Origin of the sequence: Pseudomonas putida (assembly GCA_029953615.1) — a bacterium.
In the GTDB taxonomy this organism is placed as follows: domain Bacteria; phylum Pseudomonadota; class Gammaproteobacteria; order Pseudomonadales; family Pseudomonadaceae; genus Aquipseudomonas.
Genome location: CP124529.1, coordinates 1,273,718 through 1,290,089, shown reverse-complemented (window position 1 = coordinate 1,290,089; position 16,372 = coordinate 1,273,718). Strand labels below are relative to the sequence as shown.

At 64.5% G+C, this 16,372-nt stretch carries 14 protein-coding genes; all 14 read left to right on the top strand.

The window, feature by feature from the left end; all coding sequences use genetic code 11:
* Genes rsmH through ftsZ form a run of 14 tightly spaced genes read left to right on the top strand, consistent with a single transcriptional unit; the run spans position 1 to position 16,328 of the window.
* Entirely contained in the window at positions 1-942 is a 942-nt protein-coding gene (gene rsmH, locus QIY50_05890; protein WGV23008.1) for a 16S rRNA (cytosine(1402)-N(4))-methyltransferase RsmH, read from the top strand.
* Positions 939-1,232, top strand: a complete 294-nt coding sequence (ftsL, locus tag QIY50_05885; GenBank protein WGV21757.1) for a cell division protein FtsL — start codon at positions 939-941, stop codon at positions 1,230-1,232. The genes rsmH and ftsL overlap by 4 nt, the downstream gene beginning before the upstream one ends.
* Complete coding sequence (locus QIY50_05880; protein ID WGV23007.1) at positions 1,232-2,974, top strand: penicillin-binding protein 2; 1,743 nt, start codon at positions 1,232-1,234, stop codon at positions 2,972-2,974. The genes ftsL and QIY50_05880 overlap by 1 nt, the downstream gene beginning before the upstream one ends.
* A complete protein-coding gene (gene murE, locus QIY50_05875) occupies positions 2,971-4,461 on the top strand; it encodes a UDP-N-acetylmuramoyl-L-alanyl-D-glutamate--2,6-diaminopimelate ligase (protein WGV21756.1) in 1,491 nt (496 codons plus the stop codon). The genes QIY50_05880 and murE overlap by 4 nt, the downstream gene beginning before the upstream one ends.
* Complete coding sequence (gene murF, locus QIY50_05870) at positions 4,454-5,821, top strand: UDP-N-acetylmuramoyl-tripeptide--D-alanyl-D-alanine ligase (protein ID WGV21755.1); 1,368 nt, start codon at positions 4,454-4,456, stop codon at positions 5,819-5,821. The genes murE and murF overlap by 8 nt, the downstream gene beginning before the upstream one ends.
* On the top strand, positions 5,821-6,903 hold the full coding sequence (mraY, locus tag QIY50_05865) for a phospho-N-acetylmuramoyl-pentapeptide-transferase (GenBank protein WGV21754.1): 1,083 nt from the start codon (positions 5,821-5,823) through the stop codon (positions 6,901-6,903). The genes murF and mraY overlap by 1 nt, the downstream gene beginning before the upstream one ends.
* Before the next feature lie 6 nt (positions 6,904-6,909).
* Positions 6,910-8,256, top strand: coding sequence for a UDP-N-acetylmuramoyl-L-alanine--D-glutamate ligase (gene murD, locus QIY50_05860; protein WGV23006.1), 1,347 nt, complete (start codon positions 6,910-6,912; stop codon positions 8,254-8,256).
* The gene (ftsW, locus tag QIY50_05855; GenBank protein ID WGV23005.1) at positions 8,256-9,467 is read left to right on the top strand and encodes a putative lipid II flippase FtsW; all 1,212 of its coding nucleotides are present in this window, start codon (positions 8,256-8,258) and stop codon (positions 9,465-9,467) included. Before murD ends, ftsW begins: the two co-directional genes overlap by 1 nt.
* Positions 9,457-10,536 (top strand): undecaprenyldiphospho-muramoylpentapeptide beta-N-acetylglucosaminyltransferase, encoded by a 1,080-nt coding sequence (gene murG, locus QIY50_05850; protein ID WGV21753.1) that lies wholly within the window; start codon positions 9,457-9,459, stop codon positions 10,534-10,536. Before ftsW ends, murG begins: the two co-directional genes overlap by 11 nt.
* Positions 10,529-11,977, top strand: coding sequence for a UDP-N-acetylmuramate--L-alanine ligase (murC, locus tag QIY50_05845; protein ID WGV21752.1), 1,449 nt, complete (start codon positions 10,529-10,531; stop codon positions 11,975-11,977). Before murG ends, murC begins: the two co-directional genes overlap by 8 nt.
* Positions 11,974-12,930: a D-alanine--D-alanine ligase gene (locus tag QIY50_05840; protein WGV21751.1), complete on the top strand. Its 957-nt coding sequence runs from the start codon at positions 11,974-11,976 to the stop codon at positions 12,928-12,930. The genes murC and QIY50_05840 overlap by 4 nt, the downstream gene beginning before the upstream one ends.
* 5 nt (positions 12,931-12,935) lie before the next feature.
* On the top strand, positions 12,936-13,805 hold the full coding sequence (locus QIY50_05835) for a cell division protein FtsQ/DivIB (protein ID WGV21750.1): 870 nt from the start codon (positions 12,936-12,938) through the stop codon (positions 13,803-13,805).
* Between the two features lie 14 nt (positions 13,806-13,819).
* Complete coding sequence (gene ftsA / locus QIY50_05830; GenBank protein ID WGV21749.1) at positions 13,820-15,076, top strand: cell division protein FtsA; 1,257 nt, start codon at positions 13,820-13,822, stop codon at positions 15,074-15,076.
* 55 nt (positions 15,077-15,131) lie between these two features.
* Positions 15,132-16,328: a cell division protein FtsZ gene (gene ftsZ / locus QIY50_05825; protein WGV21748.1), complete on the top strand. Its 1,197-nt coding sequence runs from the start codon at positions 15,132-15,134 to the stop codon at positions 16,326-16,328.
* The last annotated feature ends 44 nt before the right edge of the window (positions 16,329-16,372 follow it).

Genomic DNA, 16,372 nt, shown 5'->3' with positions numbered 1-16,372 from the left:
ATAGATAGCGGCTTCAACCACATTACCGTCCTGCTCGACGAAGCTGTCGAGGCATTGGCCCTGCGCGCCGACGGTTGCTATCTGGACGGCACCTTTGGCCGTGGCGGGCACAGCCGGCTGATTCTCAGCAAACTCGGGCCGCAAGGGCGGCTGCTGGGTTTCGACAAAGATCCACAGGCGATTGCCACGGGGCAAGCGCTGGCGGCCGAAGACGGCCGCTTTGTCATTGTGCAGCGCAGCTTTGCCGAGCTGGGTGCGGAGGTGGCCGAGCGCGGCCTGCACGGCAAGGTCAGTGGTGTGCTGCTGGACCTGGGCGTGTCTTCGCCACAGCTGGATGACCCCGAGCGGGGGTTCAGCTTCCTCAATGATGGCCCGCTGGACATGCGCATGAACCCGGACCAAGGCATCAGCGCTGCAGAGTTCATCGCCACTGCGCCAGTGGAAGAAATCGCCCGTGTCTTCAAGGAGTATGGCGAGGAACGCTTCGCCGGGCGCATGGCGCGAGCCGTGGTCGAGCGTCGCGAAAAACAGCCGTTCACCCGTACCGCCGACCTGGCAGAGGTGCTCAAGGTGGCCAACCCGGCATGGGAGAAGGGCAAAAACCCGGCAACCCGTGCCTTCCAGGGGCTTCGCATTCACGTCAACAACGAGCTGGGCGACCTTGAGGCCGGCCTCGAGGCCGCACTCGATGCGCTCGAAGTCGGTGGTCGCCTGGCGGTCATCAGCTTCCACTCGCTGGAAGACCGTATCGTCAAACTGTTCATGCGCAAGCTGGTGAAAGGTGAGGCCGACAACCTGCCGCGCAACCTGCCGGTTCAGCACAAGGTCTTCGAGCCGAAAATCAAGCTCATCGGCAAGGCCCAGTTCGCCTCCGAAGCCGAGCTCAAGGCCAACCCACGTTCGCGTAGCGCCGTGATGCGCGTGGCGGAGAAACTGCGGTGAGCAGGCTGTTTGCCAAACCTTTGCCAGGCGGAAGCTTCCTGATGCTTCTGTTGTTCGTTGCCGTGCTGATTTCGGCCATCGCCGTGTCCTACAGCGCGCACTGGAACCGTCAGTTGCTCAACACCCTGTACGGCGAGTTGAACGAGCGCGACAAGGCCCAGGCCGAGTGGGGTCGGCTGATCCTCGAGCAAAGCACCTGGACCGCCGCCAGCCGCATCGAAAACCTGGCTTCCGAGCAACTGAAGATGCGCGTACCTTCGGCTGACGAAGTACGGATGGTGGCGCCATGATGAAGCTCGAAGGCGCACTCTACCCATGGCGCTTCCGCGTGGTGATCGGCTTGCTGGCGCTGATGGTCGGTGCCATCTGCTGGCGCATTATCGACCTGCAGGTGGTCGACCGTGATTTCCTCAAGGGGCAGGGCGATGCGCGCAGCCTGCGTCACATCCCTATCCCGGCTCACCGCGGCCTGATCACTGACCGTAACGGTGAGCCACTGGCAGTCAGTACCCCGGTCACTACCCTGTGGGCCAACCCCAAGGAAATGCAGGCTTCCAAAGACCGCTGGCCACAGTTGGCCGCCGCGCTGGGGCAGAACCCGCAGCAGTTGACCGAGCGCCTCACCCAGCAGGCCAGCAAAGAGTTCATCTACCTGGTCCGCGGCCTGACCCCGGAGCAGGGCCAGCATGTGCTCGACCTGAAAGTGCCAGGTGTGTATGGCCTGGAAGAATTCCGCCGCTTCTACCCGGCCGGTGATGTCACCGCGCACATGGTCGGCTTCACCGACCTCGATGACCACGGTCGCGAAGGGGTGGAACTGGCCTATGACGAGTGGCTGGCCGGTGTACCCGGCAAGCGGCAGGTGATCAAGGACCGGCGCGGCCGGCTGATCAAGGACATCCAGGTAACCAAGAACGCCAAGGCAGGGAAGACCTTGGCGTTGTCGATTGACCTGCGCCTGCAGTACCTGGCCACTCGCGAACTGCGCAATGCCATTGCCGAACAGGACGCCAAGGCCGGCAGCCTGGTGATCATGGACGTCAAGACCGGTGAGGTCCTGGCCATGGTCAACCAGCCGACCTACAACCCCAACAACCGCCGCAGCATGTTCCCGGCCGCCATGCGTAACCGGGCGATCATCGACGTGTTCGAGCCGGGCTCCACGGTCAAGCCGATCTCCATGAGCGCGGCGCTGCAGAGCGGCCGCTGGAAGCCGACCGACAAGGTCGAGGTATACCCGGGCAGCCTGCAGATCGGTCGCTACACCATCAAGGACGTGTCCAAGAGCGAGGGGCCGATCCTCGACCTGACCGGCATCCTGATCAACTCCAGTAACGTCGGCATGAGCAAGATCGCCTTCGATATCGGCGGCGAGGCCATCTACCGGGTCATGTCCCAGGTCGGCCTGGGCCAGTACACCGGCCTTGGCTTCCCGGGTGAACGGGTCGGCAACCTGCCCAACCACCGCGAATGGCGCAAGGCCGAGACTGCGACCTTGTCCTATGGCTATGGCGTGTCGGTCACTGCCCTGCAGTTGGTGCACGCCTACGCGGCGCTGGCCAACGACGGCAAGATGGTGCCGCTGTCGATCCTCAAGGTCGACAAGGCACCGGAAGCGGTGCAGGCCATACCGAAGGAAACCGCCGAAACCATCCAGGGCATGCTGCAGCAGGTGATCGAAGCGCCACGCGGCGTATTCCGCGCGCAGGTGCCGTTCTATCACGTGGCCGGCAAGTCCGGTACTGCGCGCAAGGCCACCGTGGGTTCCAAGGGCTACACCGAGAACGCCTACCGCTCGCTGTTCGCCGGCTTCGGGCCGATGAGCGACCCGCGCTACGCCATCGTCGTGGTCATCGACGAGCCGGGCAAGGGCGGCTACTTCGGTGGCCTGGTATCGGCGCCGGTGTTCAGCAAGGTCATGTCCGGCACCCTGCGCCTGATGAACGTGCCGCCAGACAACCTGCCGCCACCCGCACCCGTCGAACAATCGCAGGTCAATGCAGCAGCAACCGCCAAGGGAGGGCGTGGATGATGACAATGCCATTGAGCAAGCTTTTCGCTCACGCCAGCCGTGACCCGCTGATCCGTGAACTGACCCTGGACAGCCGCAATGTGCGCCCGGGCGATCTGTTCCTGGCCGTGCCGGGTGCCAAGGTCGATGGCCGCGAGCATATCGCCGACGCCTTGGCCCGTGGCGCCGCCGCCGTGGCTTATGAAGAACAGGGTGCAACCGTGCTGCCGCTGACCGAGGTGCCGCTGATTCCGGTCAAGGGCCTGATCGCGCAGCTTTCGGACATCGCCGGGCGTTTCTATGGCGAACCGAGCCGCCAGCTGAACCTGGTCGGCGTGACCGGTACCAACGGCAAGACCAGCGTCACCCAGCTGGTGGCCCAGGCGCTCGACCTGCTTGGCCAGCGCTGCGGCCTGATCGGCACCCTGGGTACCGGTTTCTATGGTGAGCTGCAGAGCGGCCGCCTGACCACGCCCGACCCGATCGCCGTCCAGTCGACCCTCAACGATCTCAAGAAAGGGGGCGCCAAGGCCGTGGCCATGGAGGTGTCCTCCCATGCCCTGGAGCAGGGCCGGGTCGCCGCGCTGGAATTCGACATTGCGGTCATGACCAACCTGTCCCGCGACCACCTGGACTACCACGGCAGCATGGAGGCCTACGAGGCCGCCAAGGCCAAGCTGTTCTCCTGGCCGAGCCTGCGTTGCCAGGTGGTCAACCTGGATGACGATTTCGGCCGTCGCCTGGCCGCCGACTTCGCTCGCCGCCCGAGTGTCGACCATATCGAGACCCGGTTGCTCAGTTACAGCCTGGAGAACCCGGAGGCCTCGCTGTACTGCCGCGAAGCCGTGTTCAATGACGATGGCGTGCGCGCCACCCTGGTTACCGCCCAGGGGGAACGTACCCTGCGCAGCCAGTTGCTGGGCCGCTTCAACTTGAGCAACATGCTCGCCGCCGTGGCGACGTTGCTGGCGCTGGATTATGCGCTGGACGAAATTCTTGAAGTCACCCCGCAGCTGCAGGGGCCGATCGGCCGCATGCAGCGCCTGGGAGGTGGCGACAAGCCGCTGGTAGTGGTCGACTACGCGCACACCCCGGATGCCCTGGAAAAAGTACTCGAAGCCCTGCGCCCACACGCCCACGGCAAGCTGCTGTGCCTGTTCGGCTGCGGTGGCGACCGTGACCGTGGCAAGCGGCCGCTGATGGCCGAAGTGGCCGAGCGCTTGGCCGATCGCGTGCTGGTCACCGACGACAACCCACGTACTGAAGACCCGCTTCGCATCTTTGACGACATCCGTCCGGGTTTCGCCAGGCCTGCGGAGGTCGAGTTCGTTGCCGGTCGTGGCGAAGCCATCGCGCACCTGGTCGCCACTGCCGCTGCCGACGATGTGATCGTGCTGGCCGGCAAGGGGCACGAGGATTACCAGGAGATCAATGGCGAGCGCCATGATTTCTCCGATCTGACCGAGGCCGAAAAGGCACTTGCAGCCTGGGAGGCTCCACATGCTTAAGCCGCTGTCACTCAGCCAGCTGACCACAGCACTGAGTGGTCAACACGTTGGTGCCGACGCCACCTTCACGGGTGTCAGCATCGACAGCCGCAGCGTTGGCGCCGGGCAACTGTTCGTCGCCCTGGCCGGCCCGCGCTTCGATGGCCACGACTACCTGGCCGATGTAAAGGGCAAGGGCGCTGTCGCGGCCCTGGTCGAGCGTGTAGTGGCCGATGTCGACCTGCCGCAGCTGCTGGTTGCCGATTGCCGCCTGGCCCTGGGCCAACTCGGTGCACTGAACCGCGCCGCCTACGACAAGCCGGTGGTGGCCATTACCGGTTCCAGCGGCAAGACCACGGTCAAGGAGATGCTCGCCAGCATCCTGCGTACCCGTGGCCTGGTGCACGCCACCCGCGGCAACCTGAACAACGACCTCGGCGCGCCGCTGACCCTGCTGGAGATCGCTCCCGAGCACAGTGCCGCGGTGATCGAGCTGGGCGCCTCGCGCATTGGCGAGATCCGCTACACCGTGGGCCTGACCCGGCCCCAGGTGGTCATCATCAACAACGCCGGTACCGCCCACGTGGGCGAGTTCGGCGGCCCGGAGAAGATCGTCGAAGCCAAGGGCGAGATCCTCGAAGGCCTGGGCGAGGGCGGTATCGCCATCCTCAATCTGGACGACAAGGCTTTTGATATCTGGAAGGCGCGTGCCGGCGCGCACAAGGTCTTCAGCTTCGCCCGCAGCAATGCCAGTGCCGATTTCTACGCCACCGATATCGGTCGCGATGCCCGTGGTTGCCCGTCATTCAAGCTGCATGGCGCTGGCGACGAGGTAGACGTGCAACTCAATGTGCTCGGTGAGCACAACGTCAGCAACGCCCTGGCCGCCGCCGCCGCTGCCCATGCCGTTGGTCTGAGCCTGAGCGGCATCGCTGCCGGCCTGGCTGCCATGCAACCGGTCAAGGGCCGTACCGTGGCGCAGATCGCGCCGAATGGCGTGCGGGTGATCGACGACAGTTACAACGCAAATCCCACCTCCATGTGCGCGGCCATTGATATACTCGCCGGCTTTTCCGGGCGCACCGTTCTGGTGCTTGGGGATATCGGCGAACTGGGGCAATGGGCGGAGGAAGGCCACCGTCAGGTGGGTGACTACGCGCGCGGCAAGGTCGATGCGCTTTACGCAGTGGGTTCCAACATGACACACGCGGTCAAGGCGTTCGGCGCCAATGGTCGCCATTTCGCTACTCAAGCTGAGTTGATCGACGCAGTTGGCGCCGAGAATGCCAGCGACACCACTATCTTGATCAAGGGCTCGCGCAGCGCTGCGATGGAAAACGTCGTGGCGGCATTGTGCGGTGCCAGCGGGGAGAAACATTAATGCTGCTGCTGTTGGCCGAGTATCTGCAACAGTTCCACAAAGGCTTCGCGGTCTTCCAGTACCTGTCCCTGCGCGGGATTCTGGGTGTGCTGACCGCGTTGTCCCTGGCGCTGTGGCTGGGGCCGTGGATGATCCGTACCCTGCAAATCCGCCAGATCGGCCAGGCCGTGCGTAACGACGGCCCGCAATCGCACCTGTCCAAGTCCGGCACCCCGACCATGGGCGGGGCGCTGATCCTGTCCGCCATTGCCGTCAGTACCCTGCTGTGGGCCGACCTGACCAACCGCTATGTGTGGGTTGTGCTCATCGTTACCCTGGCATTCGGTGCCATCGGCTGGGTTGACGACTACCGCAAGGTCATCGAAAAGAACTCGCGCGGCCTGCCTAGCCGCTGGAAGTACTTCTGGCAGTCGGTGTTCGGCCTGGCTGCAGCCATCTTCCTGTACAAGACCGCGCCGACCAGCGTCGAAACCACGCTGATCCTGCCGTTCATCAAGGATGTCACCATTCCTCTGGGCATCGGCTTCGTCGTGCTGACCTACTTCGTCATTGTCGGTTCGAGCAACGCGGTCAACCTTACCGACGGCCTCGACGGCCTGGCGATCATGCCGACGGTGATGGTGGGCGGTGCCCTGGGCATCTTCTGCTACCTGTCGGGCAACGTGAAGTTCGCCGAATACCTGCTGATCCCGTACGTGCCGGGCTCGGGCGAGCTGATCGTGTTCTGCGGCGCGCTGATCGGTGCCGGCCTGGGCTTCCTGTGGTTCAACACCTACCCGGCGCAGGTGTTCATGGGGGACGTCGGCGCGCTGGCGCTGGGTGCCGCGCTGGGCACCATCGCCGTGATCGTCCGCCAGGAAATCGTGCTGTTCATCATGGGCGGCGTGTTCGTCATGGAAACCCTGTCGGTGGTGATCCAGGTTGCCTCGTTCAAGCTCACCGGCAAGCGCGTGTTCCGCATGGCGCCGATCCACCACCACTTTGAACTCAAAGGCTGGCCAGAGCCACGGGTGATCGTCCGCTTCTGGATCATCACCGTGATCCTGGTGCTGATCGGCCTTGCAACCCTGAAACTGAGGTAGATGAGCGTGTCATTGATCGCTTCCGACCAATTCCGCATCGTTGTCGGCCTCGGCAAGAGCGGCATGTCCCTGGTTCGCTTCCTGGCGAGCCGGGGCATTGCCTTTGCGGTCGCCGACACCCGCGAGCAACCGCCGGAACTGGACACCCTGCGCCGTGATTACCCGCAGGTGGAAGTGCGCTGTGGTGAGCTGGACGTGGACTTCCTGTGCCGCGCCAACGAGTTGTACGTTAGCCCCGGCCTGGCCCTGGCCACCCCGGCGCTGCAGCAGGCGGCCGCGCGTGGCGTGAAGCTGTCCGGCGACATCGAGCTGTTCGCTCGCCACGCCAAGGCCCCGATCATTGCCATCAGCGGCTCCAACGCCAAGAGCACCGTTACCACCCTGGTTGGCGAAATGGCTGCCAAGGCCGGCAAGCGCGTGGCGGTTGGGGGCAACCTCGGTACCCCGGCGCTGGACCTGCTGGCCGATGACGTCGAGCTGTACGTGCTGGAACTGTCCAGCTTCCAGCTGGAAACCACCGACCAGCTCAACGCCGAAGTGGCCACCGTGCTGAACATCAGCGAAGACCACATGGACCGCTACAGCGGCCTGCCGGCCTATCACCTGGCCAAGCACCGGATCTTCCGTGGTGCCCGCCAGGTCGTGGTCAACCGCCAGGACGCCCTGACCCGGCCGTTGCCGGTGGAAGGCCGCCCATGCTGGACCTTCGGCCTCAACCAGCCGGATTTCAAGGCCTTCGGCCTGCGCGAAGTGGACGGCGAGAAATACCTGGCCTTCGAGTTCCAGGCGCTGATGCCGGCGCGTGAGCTGAAGATTCGTGGTGCCCACAACCAGAGCAATGCCCTGGCGGCGCTGGCCCTGGGGCATGCTGCCGGCCTGCCGTTCGAACCGATGCTCGAAGCCCTGCGCGAGTTCGGCGGCCTGGCCCACCGTTGCCAGTGGGTGCGCGAGCGCAACGGCGTGAACTGGTATGACGATTCCAAGGCCACCAACGTCGGTGCTGCGCTGGCCGCCATCGAGGGCCTGGGTGCCGATATCGAAGGCAAGCTGGTGCTGATCGCCGGTGGTGATGGCAAGGGCGCCGACTTCACCGCGCTGCGCGAGCCGGTCCAGCGCTTCTGCCGCGCCGTGGTACTGCTTGGCCGTGATGCCGAGCGCCTGGCCGAAGCCCTGGGCGATGGCGTACAGATGGTGCGTGTGAAGACTCTCGATGACGCCGTGCAGCAATGCGCCGAACTGGCCCAGGCGGGTGATGCCGTGCTGCTGTCGCCAGCGTGCGCCAGTCTCGACATGTTCAAGAACTTCGAAGAACGCGGGCGCCTGTTCGCCCAGGCAGCGGGAGGCCTTGCATGATCTTCGGCATCCTCAAGCCTTACCCGTCGCCGCTGATCAGCGGCCGTGGCATCGACCTGGACTTCGCGATGCTCGCTGGCTGCCTGGCATTGCTGGGCCTGGGCCTGGTGATGATCACCTCGGCGTCCTCGGAAGTGGCTGCGGTGCAGTCGGGTAACCCGCTCTACCACATGTTCCGCCACCTGGTGTACGTGTTCCTCGGCCTTGTCGCCTGCGGTGCCACCATGCTGGTGCCGATCGCCACCTGGCAGCGCATGGGCTTCATGATGCTGCTGGGGGCCTTCGGCCTGCTGGTGCTGGTGCTGGTGCCCGGTATCGGCCGCGAAGTGAACGGCTCCATGCGCTGGATCGGCTTCAGCTTCTTCAACGTGCAGCCTTCGGAAATCGCCAAGGTGTTCGTGGTCGTCTACCTGGCCGGCTACCTGGTACGTCGGCAGACCGAAGTCCGCGAAACCTGGATGGGCTTCTTCAAGCCGTTCATCGTGCTGCTGCCCATGGCGGCTCTGCTGCTGATGGAGCCGGACTTCGGCGCCACCGTGGTGATGATGGGCGCGGCGGCAGCCATGCTGTTCCTCGGCGGGGTGGGCTTGTTCCGCTTCAGCCTGATGGTGGTGCTGGCGGTGGTCGCGGTGTTCGTGCTGGTACAGGCGCAGCCGTACCGGATGGCACGTCTGATCACCTTCACCGACCCATGGTCCGACCAGTTCGGTTCCGGCTACCAGCTCACCCAGGCACTGATTGCCTTCGGCCGTGGCGAGTGGCTGGGCGTTGGCCTGGGCAACAGCGTGCAGAAACAGTTCTACCTGCCTGAAGCACACACCGACTTCGTGTTCTCGGTACTGGCCGAAGAGCTTGGCGTGGTCGGCTCGCTGCTGACCATCGCACTGTTCGTGTTCGTCACTGTGCGCGCCCTGTACATCGGCCTGTGGGCGGAAAAAGCCAAGCAGTTCTTTGCCGCTTATGTCGCCTTCGGCCTGGCCTTCCTGTGGATCGGCCAGTTCCTGATCAACATCGGTGTGAACGTCGGCCTGCTGCCGACCAAGGGCCTGACCCTGCCGTTCCTCAGCTACGGGGGCAGCTCGTTGGTAATCTGCTGTGCCTGCGTGGGGCTTTTGCTGCGTATCGAGTGGGAAAGCCGCACGCACCTGGGCAGTGAGGAGCACGAATTCAGCGAAAGCGATTTTGCCGAGGAGACCAATCATGGCCGCTGACGGCAAGAACGTACTGATCATGGCGGGCGGCACCGGGGGCCACGTGTTCCCGGCCTTGGCCTGCGCCCGTGAATTCCAGGCGCGCGGTTACAATGTGCACTGGCTGGGCACCCCGCGTGGCATCGAGAACGAACTGGTGCCCCAGGCCGGCCTGCCGTTGCACCTGATCCAGGTCAGCGGCCTGCGTGGCAAGAGCAAGCTGTCGTTGCTCAAGGCGCCGTTCACCCTGGTCAAGGCCGTGCTGCAGGCGCGGCGTATCGTGCGTGAGCTGAAACCGGTATGCGTGGTCGGCTTCGGTGGCTATGTGACCGGTCCCGGCGGCGTCGCCGCGCGGCTGTGTGGCGTGCCGTTGGTGATCCACGAGCAGAACGCCCGCGCCGGTACCGCCAATCGCTTGCTGGTGCCTCTGTCGGCACGGGTTTGCGAAGCTTTCCCGAACACTTTCGAGGCCAGCGACAAGCGTCGCACCACCGGCAACCCGGTGCGCCCGGAGCTGTTCATGGACGCGCAACGCGCGCCCCTGGCCGAGCGCCGTGCACGCCTGTTGGTGCTCGGTGGCAGCCTGGGTGCGGAACCATTGAACAAATTGTTGCCTAAGGCCCTGTCCGAAGTGCCCGCCGCGCTGCGACCGGAGGTGTTTCACCAGGCTGGCAAGCAACATGCGCCGATCACCGCCGAGCGTTATCACGAGGCAGGTGTCGAGGCGCAGGTAGAGCCTTTCATCAAGGACATGGCCCAGGCCTATGGCTGGGCCGACATGGTGGTATGCCGGGCCGGTGCCCTGACCGTCAGCGAGCTGGCGGCGGCGGGCCTGCCTTCGATGCTGGTGCCATTGCCCCACGCGATCGACGACCACCAGACCCACAACGCCCAATATCTGGCCCGGGAAGGCGCTGCCTTCCTGCTGCCACAAGCGACAACTGGCGCAGCGCAGCTCGCTGAACGCCTGAACGAGGTGCTGATGCAACCCGAGAAACTCAACGTCATGGCAGGCACCGCACGGCGCCTGGCCAAACCTGCCGCAACCAGCACCGTGGTCGATATCTGCCTGGAGGTGGCCCATGGTTGAGAGCCAGAAAGCCATGCCCCAGCCGAAGATGGGCCGTATCCGCCGTATTCACTTCGTCGGTATCGGCGGCGTGGGCATGTGCGGCATTGCCGAAGTGCTGCTGAACCTGGGCTATGAAGTGTCAGGCTCCGACCTGAAGGCCTCGCCGGTCACCGAGCGCCTGGAATCGTTCGGCGCCGAGATTTTCGTCGGCCACCGCGCCGAGAACGCCGCCACCGCCGATGTGCTGGTGGTGTCCAGTGCCATCAACCCGGCCAACCCGGAAGTCGCCACCGCCCTGGAGCGGCGCATCCCGGTGGTGCCGCGTGCCGAGATGCTCGCCGAGCTGATGCGCTACCGCCACGGCGTGGCCGTTGCCGGCACCCACGGCAAGACCACCACCACCAGCCTGCTGGCCTCGGTGTTCGCCGCCGGTGGCCTGGACCCGACCTTCGTCATCGGCGGCCGCCTGACCGCCGCCGGTACCAATGCCCAGCTGGGCACCAGCCGCTACCTGATTGCCGAAGCGGACGAGAGCGATGCCAGCTTCCTGCACCTGCAGCCGATGGTCGCCGTGGTCACCAACATCGACGCCGACCACATGGCGACCTACGAAGGTGACTTCAACAAGCTGAAGAAAACCTTCGTCGAGTTCCTGCACAACCTGCCGTTCTACGGCCTGGCCGTGATGTGCCTGGACGACCCGGTCGTGCGCGAGATCCTGCCACAGGTCAAGCGCCCTACCGTGACCTATGGCTTCAGCGACGAGGCCGACATCCGCGCCATCAACGTGCGCCAGATGGGCATGCAGACCCACTTCACCGTACTGCGCCGTGACCGCGAGCCGCTGGAGGTGTCGGTGAACATGCCCGGCAACCACAACGTGCTCAACGCCTTGGCCACCATCGCCATCGCCACTGACGAAGGCATCACTGACGAGGCCATCGTCCAGGGCCTGTCGGGCTTCCAGGGTGTCGGCCGTCGCTTCCAGGTGTACGGCGAACTGCCGGTCGATGGCGGTAGCGTGATGCTGGTCGACGACTACGGCCACCACCCGACCGAAGTGGCGGCAGTGATCAAGGCTGTGCGCGGTGGCTGGCCAAGCCGTCGCCTGGTGATCGTGTACCAGCCGCACCGCTACAGCCGTACTCGTGACCTGTACGACGACTTCGTCCAGGTACTGGGCGATGCCAACGTGCTGCTGCTGATGGAAGTCTACCCGGCCGGTGAAGAGCCGATCCCGGGGGCCGACAGCCGCCAGCTGTGCCACAGCATCCGCCAGCGCGGAAAACTGGACCCGATCTACATCGAACGTGGCGTCGACTTGGCGCCGCTGGTCAAGCCACTGCTGCGCGCTGGCGACATCCTGATCTGCCAGGGTGCCGGTGATGTCGGCGGCCTGGCTCCGCAATTGATGAAAAGCCCGCTGTTCGCTGGCGCCAAGCAGGAGAAGTCGAAATGACCAGCGCCTACGAAAAACTGCACTCGACCCTGGACGTCAAGGCGTTCGGCCGTGTTGCCGTGCTGTACGGCGGCAAGAGTGCCGAGCGTGAAGTGTCGCTCAAGTCTGGCGCCGCGGTGATCGACGCGCTGACCACCGCCGGTGTCGACGTGGTCGCGATCGACGTGGGTGACGACCTGCTCGAGCGCCTGCAAAGCGAGAAGATCGACCGCGCCTTCATCATCCTCCACGGCCGTGGTGGTGAAGACGGCAGCATGCAAGGTCTCCTCGAATGCCTGGGCATCCCCTACACCGGCAGTGGCATCCTTGCCTCGGCACTGGCCATGGACAAGCTGCGCACCAAGCAGGTATGGCAGAGCCTGGGTATTCCGACCCCGCGCCACGCAGTGCTGGCCAGCGAGAGTGATTGTTTGCAGGCCGCCACGGAACTGGGCTTCCCGCTTATCGTCAAACCCGCCCATGAAGGTTCCAGCATCGGCATGGCCAAGGTGAACAGCGCCCAGGAACTGGTCGCCGCCTGGCAGGATGCCGCCCGATACGATTCCCAGGTACTGGTGGAGCAGTGGATCCACGGCCCGGAGTTCACCGTCGCGGTATTGCGCGGCCAGGTGCTGCCTCCGATCGCCCTGGGTACGCCGCACGTGTTCTACGACTACGACGCCAAGTACATCGCCAACGATACCCAGTACCGCATTCCATGCGGCCTGGATAGCGTCAAGGAACAGGAACTGATCGACCTGACCGCGCGTGCCTGCGATGCCATCGGCATCGAAGGCTGGGGGCGGCTGGACGTGATGCAGGACGAGCAGGGCCGGTTCTGGCTGCTCGAAGTCAACACCGCACCCGGCATGACCGACCATAGCCTGGTGCCCATGGCGGCCCGCGCGGCCGGCCTGGACTTCCAGCAACTGGTGCTGGCGATCCTGGCCGAAAGCGTGGCAACGCGAGGTTAACGACCATGCAAGGCGCAATGATACGTCAGCAGCAACCCGTTACCGGCCGTAGCAAGCCGGTGCCGCGTGGTGCCAGCCGGCTGGTGGCCGACGAGCCCGTATCGGCGCGCCTGCCGCGGCCAAGCCTGGGTGGCCTGAAGCGTCTGCTTTGGCCGGTAGTGCTGGTGGCAGCCGGCTTTGGTGCCTACGAGGGCGCCATTCGGCTGATGCCGTACGCCGACCGGCCAATCACCAAGATCGACGTGCAGGGCGACCTCAGCTACATCAGCCAGCAGTCGGTGCAGCAGCGGATCGCGCCCTACGTGGCGGCGAGCTTCTTCAGTGTCGACCTGCCGGCGATGCGTGCAGAGCTCGAACAGATGCCGTGGATTGCCCATGCCGAAGTGCGTCGGGTGTGGCCCGACGAGGTGGTGATCCGCCTGGAAGAACAGTTGCCGGTGGCACGCTGGGGTGACGAAGCCTTGCTCAACAACCAGGGCCAGGCCTTCACCCCGCGCGAACTGGCCAATTACGAGCACCTGCCGCAGCTGGCCGGGCCGCAGCGTGCTCAGCAACAAGTCATGCAGCAGTATCAGGTACTGAGCCAGATGCTGCGCCCCCTGGGCTTTTCCATCGCTCGCCTGGAGCTGCGCGAGCGAGGCAGCTGGTTCCTGACCACGGGCGCGAGCAGCGCCGGGCCGGGCATCGAGCTGCTGCTGGGGCGCGACCATCTGGTGGAGAAGATGCGCCGTTTCATTGCCATTTACGACAAGACACTCAAAGACCAGATCACCACTATCGCCCGCATTGATCTGCGTTACTCCAACGGACTTGCCGTTGGTTGGCGGGAACCGATTGCACCGACGACGGCCCAACCCGCCGTTGCGAAGAATTAGAGAGAGGCAGGACCATGGCAAACGCGCATAGCGGCAAAATGATCGTCGGGCTGGACATCGGCACCTCCAAGGTGGTGGCGCTGGTGGGCGAAGTGGGCGAGGACGGCACCCTGGAAATCGTCGGGATCGGCACCCATCCGTCCCGCGGCCTGAAAAAAGGCGTGGTGGTGAACATCGAGTCCACCGTGCAGTCGATCCAGCGCGCCGTGGAAGAGGCGCAGCTGATGGCCGGCTGCCGCATCCACTCGGCCTTCGTCGGCGTGGCCGGCAACCACATCCGCAGCCTGAACTCCCACGGCATCGTCGCCATTCGCGACCGCGAGGTCAGCCTGGCCGACCTGGAGCGCGTACTCGACGCCGCCCAGGCGGTGGCCATTCCGGCCGACCAGCGCGTGTTGCACACCCTGCCGCAGGACTACGTGATCGACAACCAGGAAGGCGTGCGCGAGCCACTGGGCATGTCGGGCGTACGCCTGGAAGCCAAGGTCCACGTGGTCACCTGCGCAGTCAACGCGGCGCAGAACATCGAGAAATGCGTACGCCGCTGCGGCCTGGAAATCGACGACATCATCCTCGAGCAGCTGGCCTCGGCCTACTCGGTGCTGACCGACGATGAAAAAGAGCTGGGTGTGTGCCTGGTGGACATCGGTGGTGGCACCACCGACATCGCCATCTTCACCGAGGGCGCGATCCGTCACACCGCGGTGATCCCGATTGCCGGCGACCAGGTGACCAACGACATCGCCATGGCGCTGCGTACCCCTACCCAGTACGCCGAGGAAATCAAGATCCGCTACGCCTGCGCCCTGGCCAAACTGGCTGGCGCCGGCGAGACCATCAAGGTGCCGAGCGTGGGCGATCGCCCACCGCGCGAGCTGTCGCGCCAGGCCCTGGCCGAGGTGGTGGAGCCACGTTACGACGAGCTCTTCACCCTGATCCAGGCCGAACTGCGCCGCAGCGGCTACGAAGACCTGGTGCCGGCCGGCATCGTCCTCACCGGCGGCACCGCGAAGATGGAAGGCGCCGTGGAACTGGCCGAGGAAATCTTCCACATGCCGGTACGCCTGGGCGTACCGCATAGCGTTCGGGGGCTTAGCGACGTGGTTCGCAACCCGATCTATTCCACCGGCGTGGGCTTGCTCACCTACGGCCTGCAGAAGCAGACCGAAGACCTGCCCCTGACCGGTAACAGCAGCAACAACAGCTATGGCGATGAACCGAAGGCCCCAGTGCTTGAACGCTTCAAGCGCTGGGTCCAGGGCAACTTCTAAGTTTCAAAGCAGTAGTGGTAGGCGCGACAACTAGAGAACTGTAAGGAGAGGGAAAATGTTCGAGCTCGTAGACAACGTCCCGCAAAGCCCGGTCATCAAAGTGATCGGTGTTGGCGGTGGTGGCGGCAACGCCGTCAACCACATGGTCAAGAGCAGCATCGAAGGCGTGGAATTCATCTGCGCCAACACCGATGCTCAGGCGCTGAAAAACATCGGCGCGCGCACCATCCTGCAATTGGGCACTGGCGTGACCAAGGGCCTGGGTGCCGGTGCCAATCCGGAAGTCGGCCGCCAGGCCGCGCTGGAAGACCGTGAGCGCATCGCTGAAGTGCTGCAGGGCACCAACATGGTGTTCATCACCACTGGCATGGGCGGCGGTACCGGTACCGGTGCTGCACCGATCATCGCCGAAGTGGCCAAGGAAATGGGCATTCTCACCGTTGCCGTGGTGACCCGTCCGTTCCCGTTCGAAGGCCGCAAGCGCATGCAGATCGCCGATGAAGGCATCCGCATGCTGGCCGAAAGCGTCGACTCGTTGATCACCATCCCCAACGAGAAGCTGCTGACCATCCTGGGCAAGGATGCCAGCCTGCTGTCCGCCTTCGCCAAGGCTGACGACGTCCTGGCCGGTGCCGTGCGCGGTATCTCCGATATCATCAAACGCCCGGGCATGATCAACGTCGACTTCGCGGACGTGCGTACCGTGATGGGTGAAATGGGCATGGCCATGATGGGTACTGGCTGCGCCAGCGGCCCGAACCGTGCGCGTGAAGCCACCGAGGCAGCGATCCGCAACCCGCTGCTGGAAGACGTCAACCTGCAGGGCGCCCGCGGCATCCTGGTGAACATCACCGCAGGCCCTGACCTGTCGCTGGGCGAGTACTCCGACGTGGGTAGCATCATCGAAGCCTTCGCCTCCGACCACGCCATGGTCAAGGTCGGCACCGTGATCGACCCGGACATGCGTGACGAGCTGCACGTGACCGTAGTGGCTACTGGCCTGGGCGCGCGCATCGAGAAGCCTGTGAAGGTGGTCGACAACACCCTGCAGACTGCCCAGCAGGCGTACGAGGCTTCCAACCCGGCGCCGGTTCGCCAGGAGCAGCCTGCCGTCAACTACCGTGACCTGGAGCGCCCGACCGTAATGCGCAACCAGGCCCATGCAGGGGCTGCTGCAGCCGCTAAACTGAACCCTCAGGATGACCTGGACTACCTTGATATCCCGGCATTCCTGCGTCGCCAGGCTGATTAATGGAATTTATCAGGGGTATAAAGGTGATTGGTATTCATCAAAGG

Excerpts from the sequence above, each read along its gene's own strand:
- QIY50_05880 (WGV23007.1), top strand. The coding sequence starts at position 1,232 with ATGAAGCTCGAAGGCGCACTCTACCCATGGCGCTTCCGCGTGGTGATC.
- murE (WGV21756.1), top strand. The coding sequence starts at position 2,971 with ATGATGACAATGCCATTGAGCAAGCTTTTCGCTCACGCCAGCCGTGAC.
- murF (WGV21755.1), top strand. The coding sequence starts at position 4,454 with ATGCTTAAGCCGCTGTCACTCAGCCAGCTGACCACAGCACTGAGTGGT.
- mraY (WGV21754.1), top strand. The coding sequence starts at position 5,821 with ATGCTGCTGCTGTTGGCCGAGTATCTGCAACAGTTCCACAAAGGCTTC.
- murG (WGV21753.1), top strand. The coding sequence starts at position 9,457 with ATGGCCGCTGACGGCAAGAACGTACTGATCATGGCGGGCGGCACCGGG.
- murC (WGV21752.1), top strand. The coding sequence starts at position 10,529 with ATGGTTGAGAGCCAGAAAGCCATGCCCCAGCCGAAGATGGGCCGTATC.
- QIY50_05840 (WGV21751.1), top strand. The coding sequence starts at position 11,974 with ATGACCAGCGCCTACGAAAAACTGCACTCGACCCTGGACGTCAAGGCG.
- QIY50_05835 (WGV21750.1), top strand. The coding sequence starts at position 12,936 with ATGCAAGGCGCAATGATACGTCAGCAGCAACCCGTTACCGGCCGTAGC.
- ftsA (WGV21749.1), top strand. The coding sequence starts at position 13,820 with ATGGCAAACGCGCATAGCGGCAAAATGATCGTCGGGCTGGACATCGGC.
- ftsZ (WGV21748.1), top strand. The coding sequence starts at position 15,132 with ATGTTCGAGCTCGTAGACAACGTCCCGCAAAGCCCGGTCATCAAAGTG.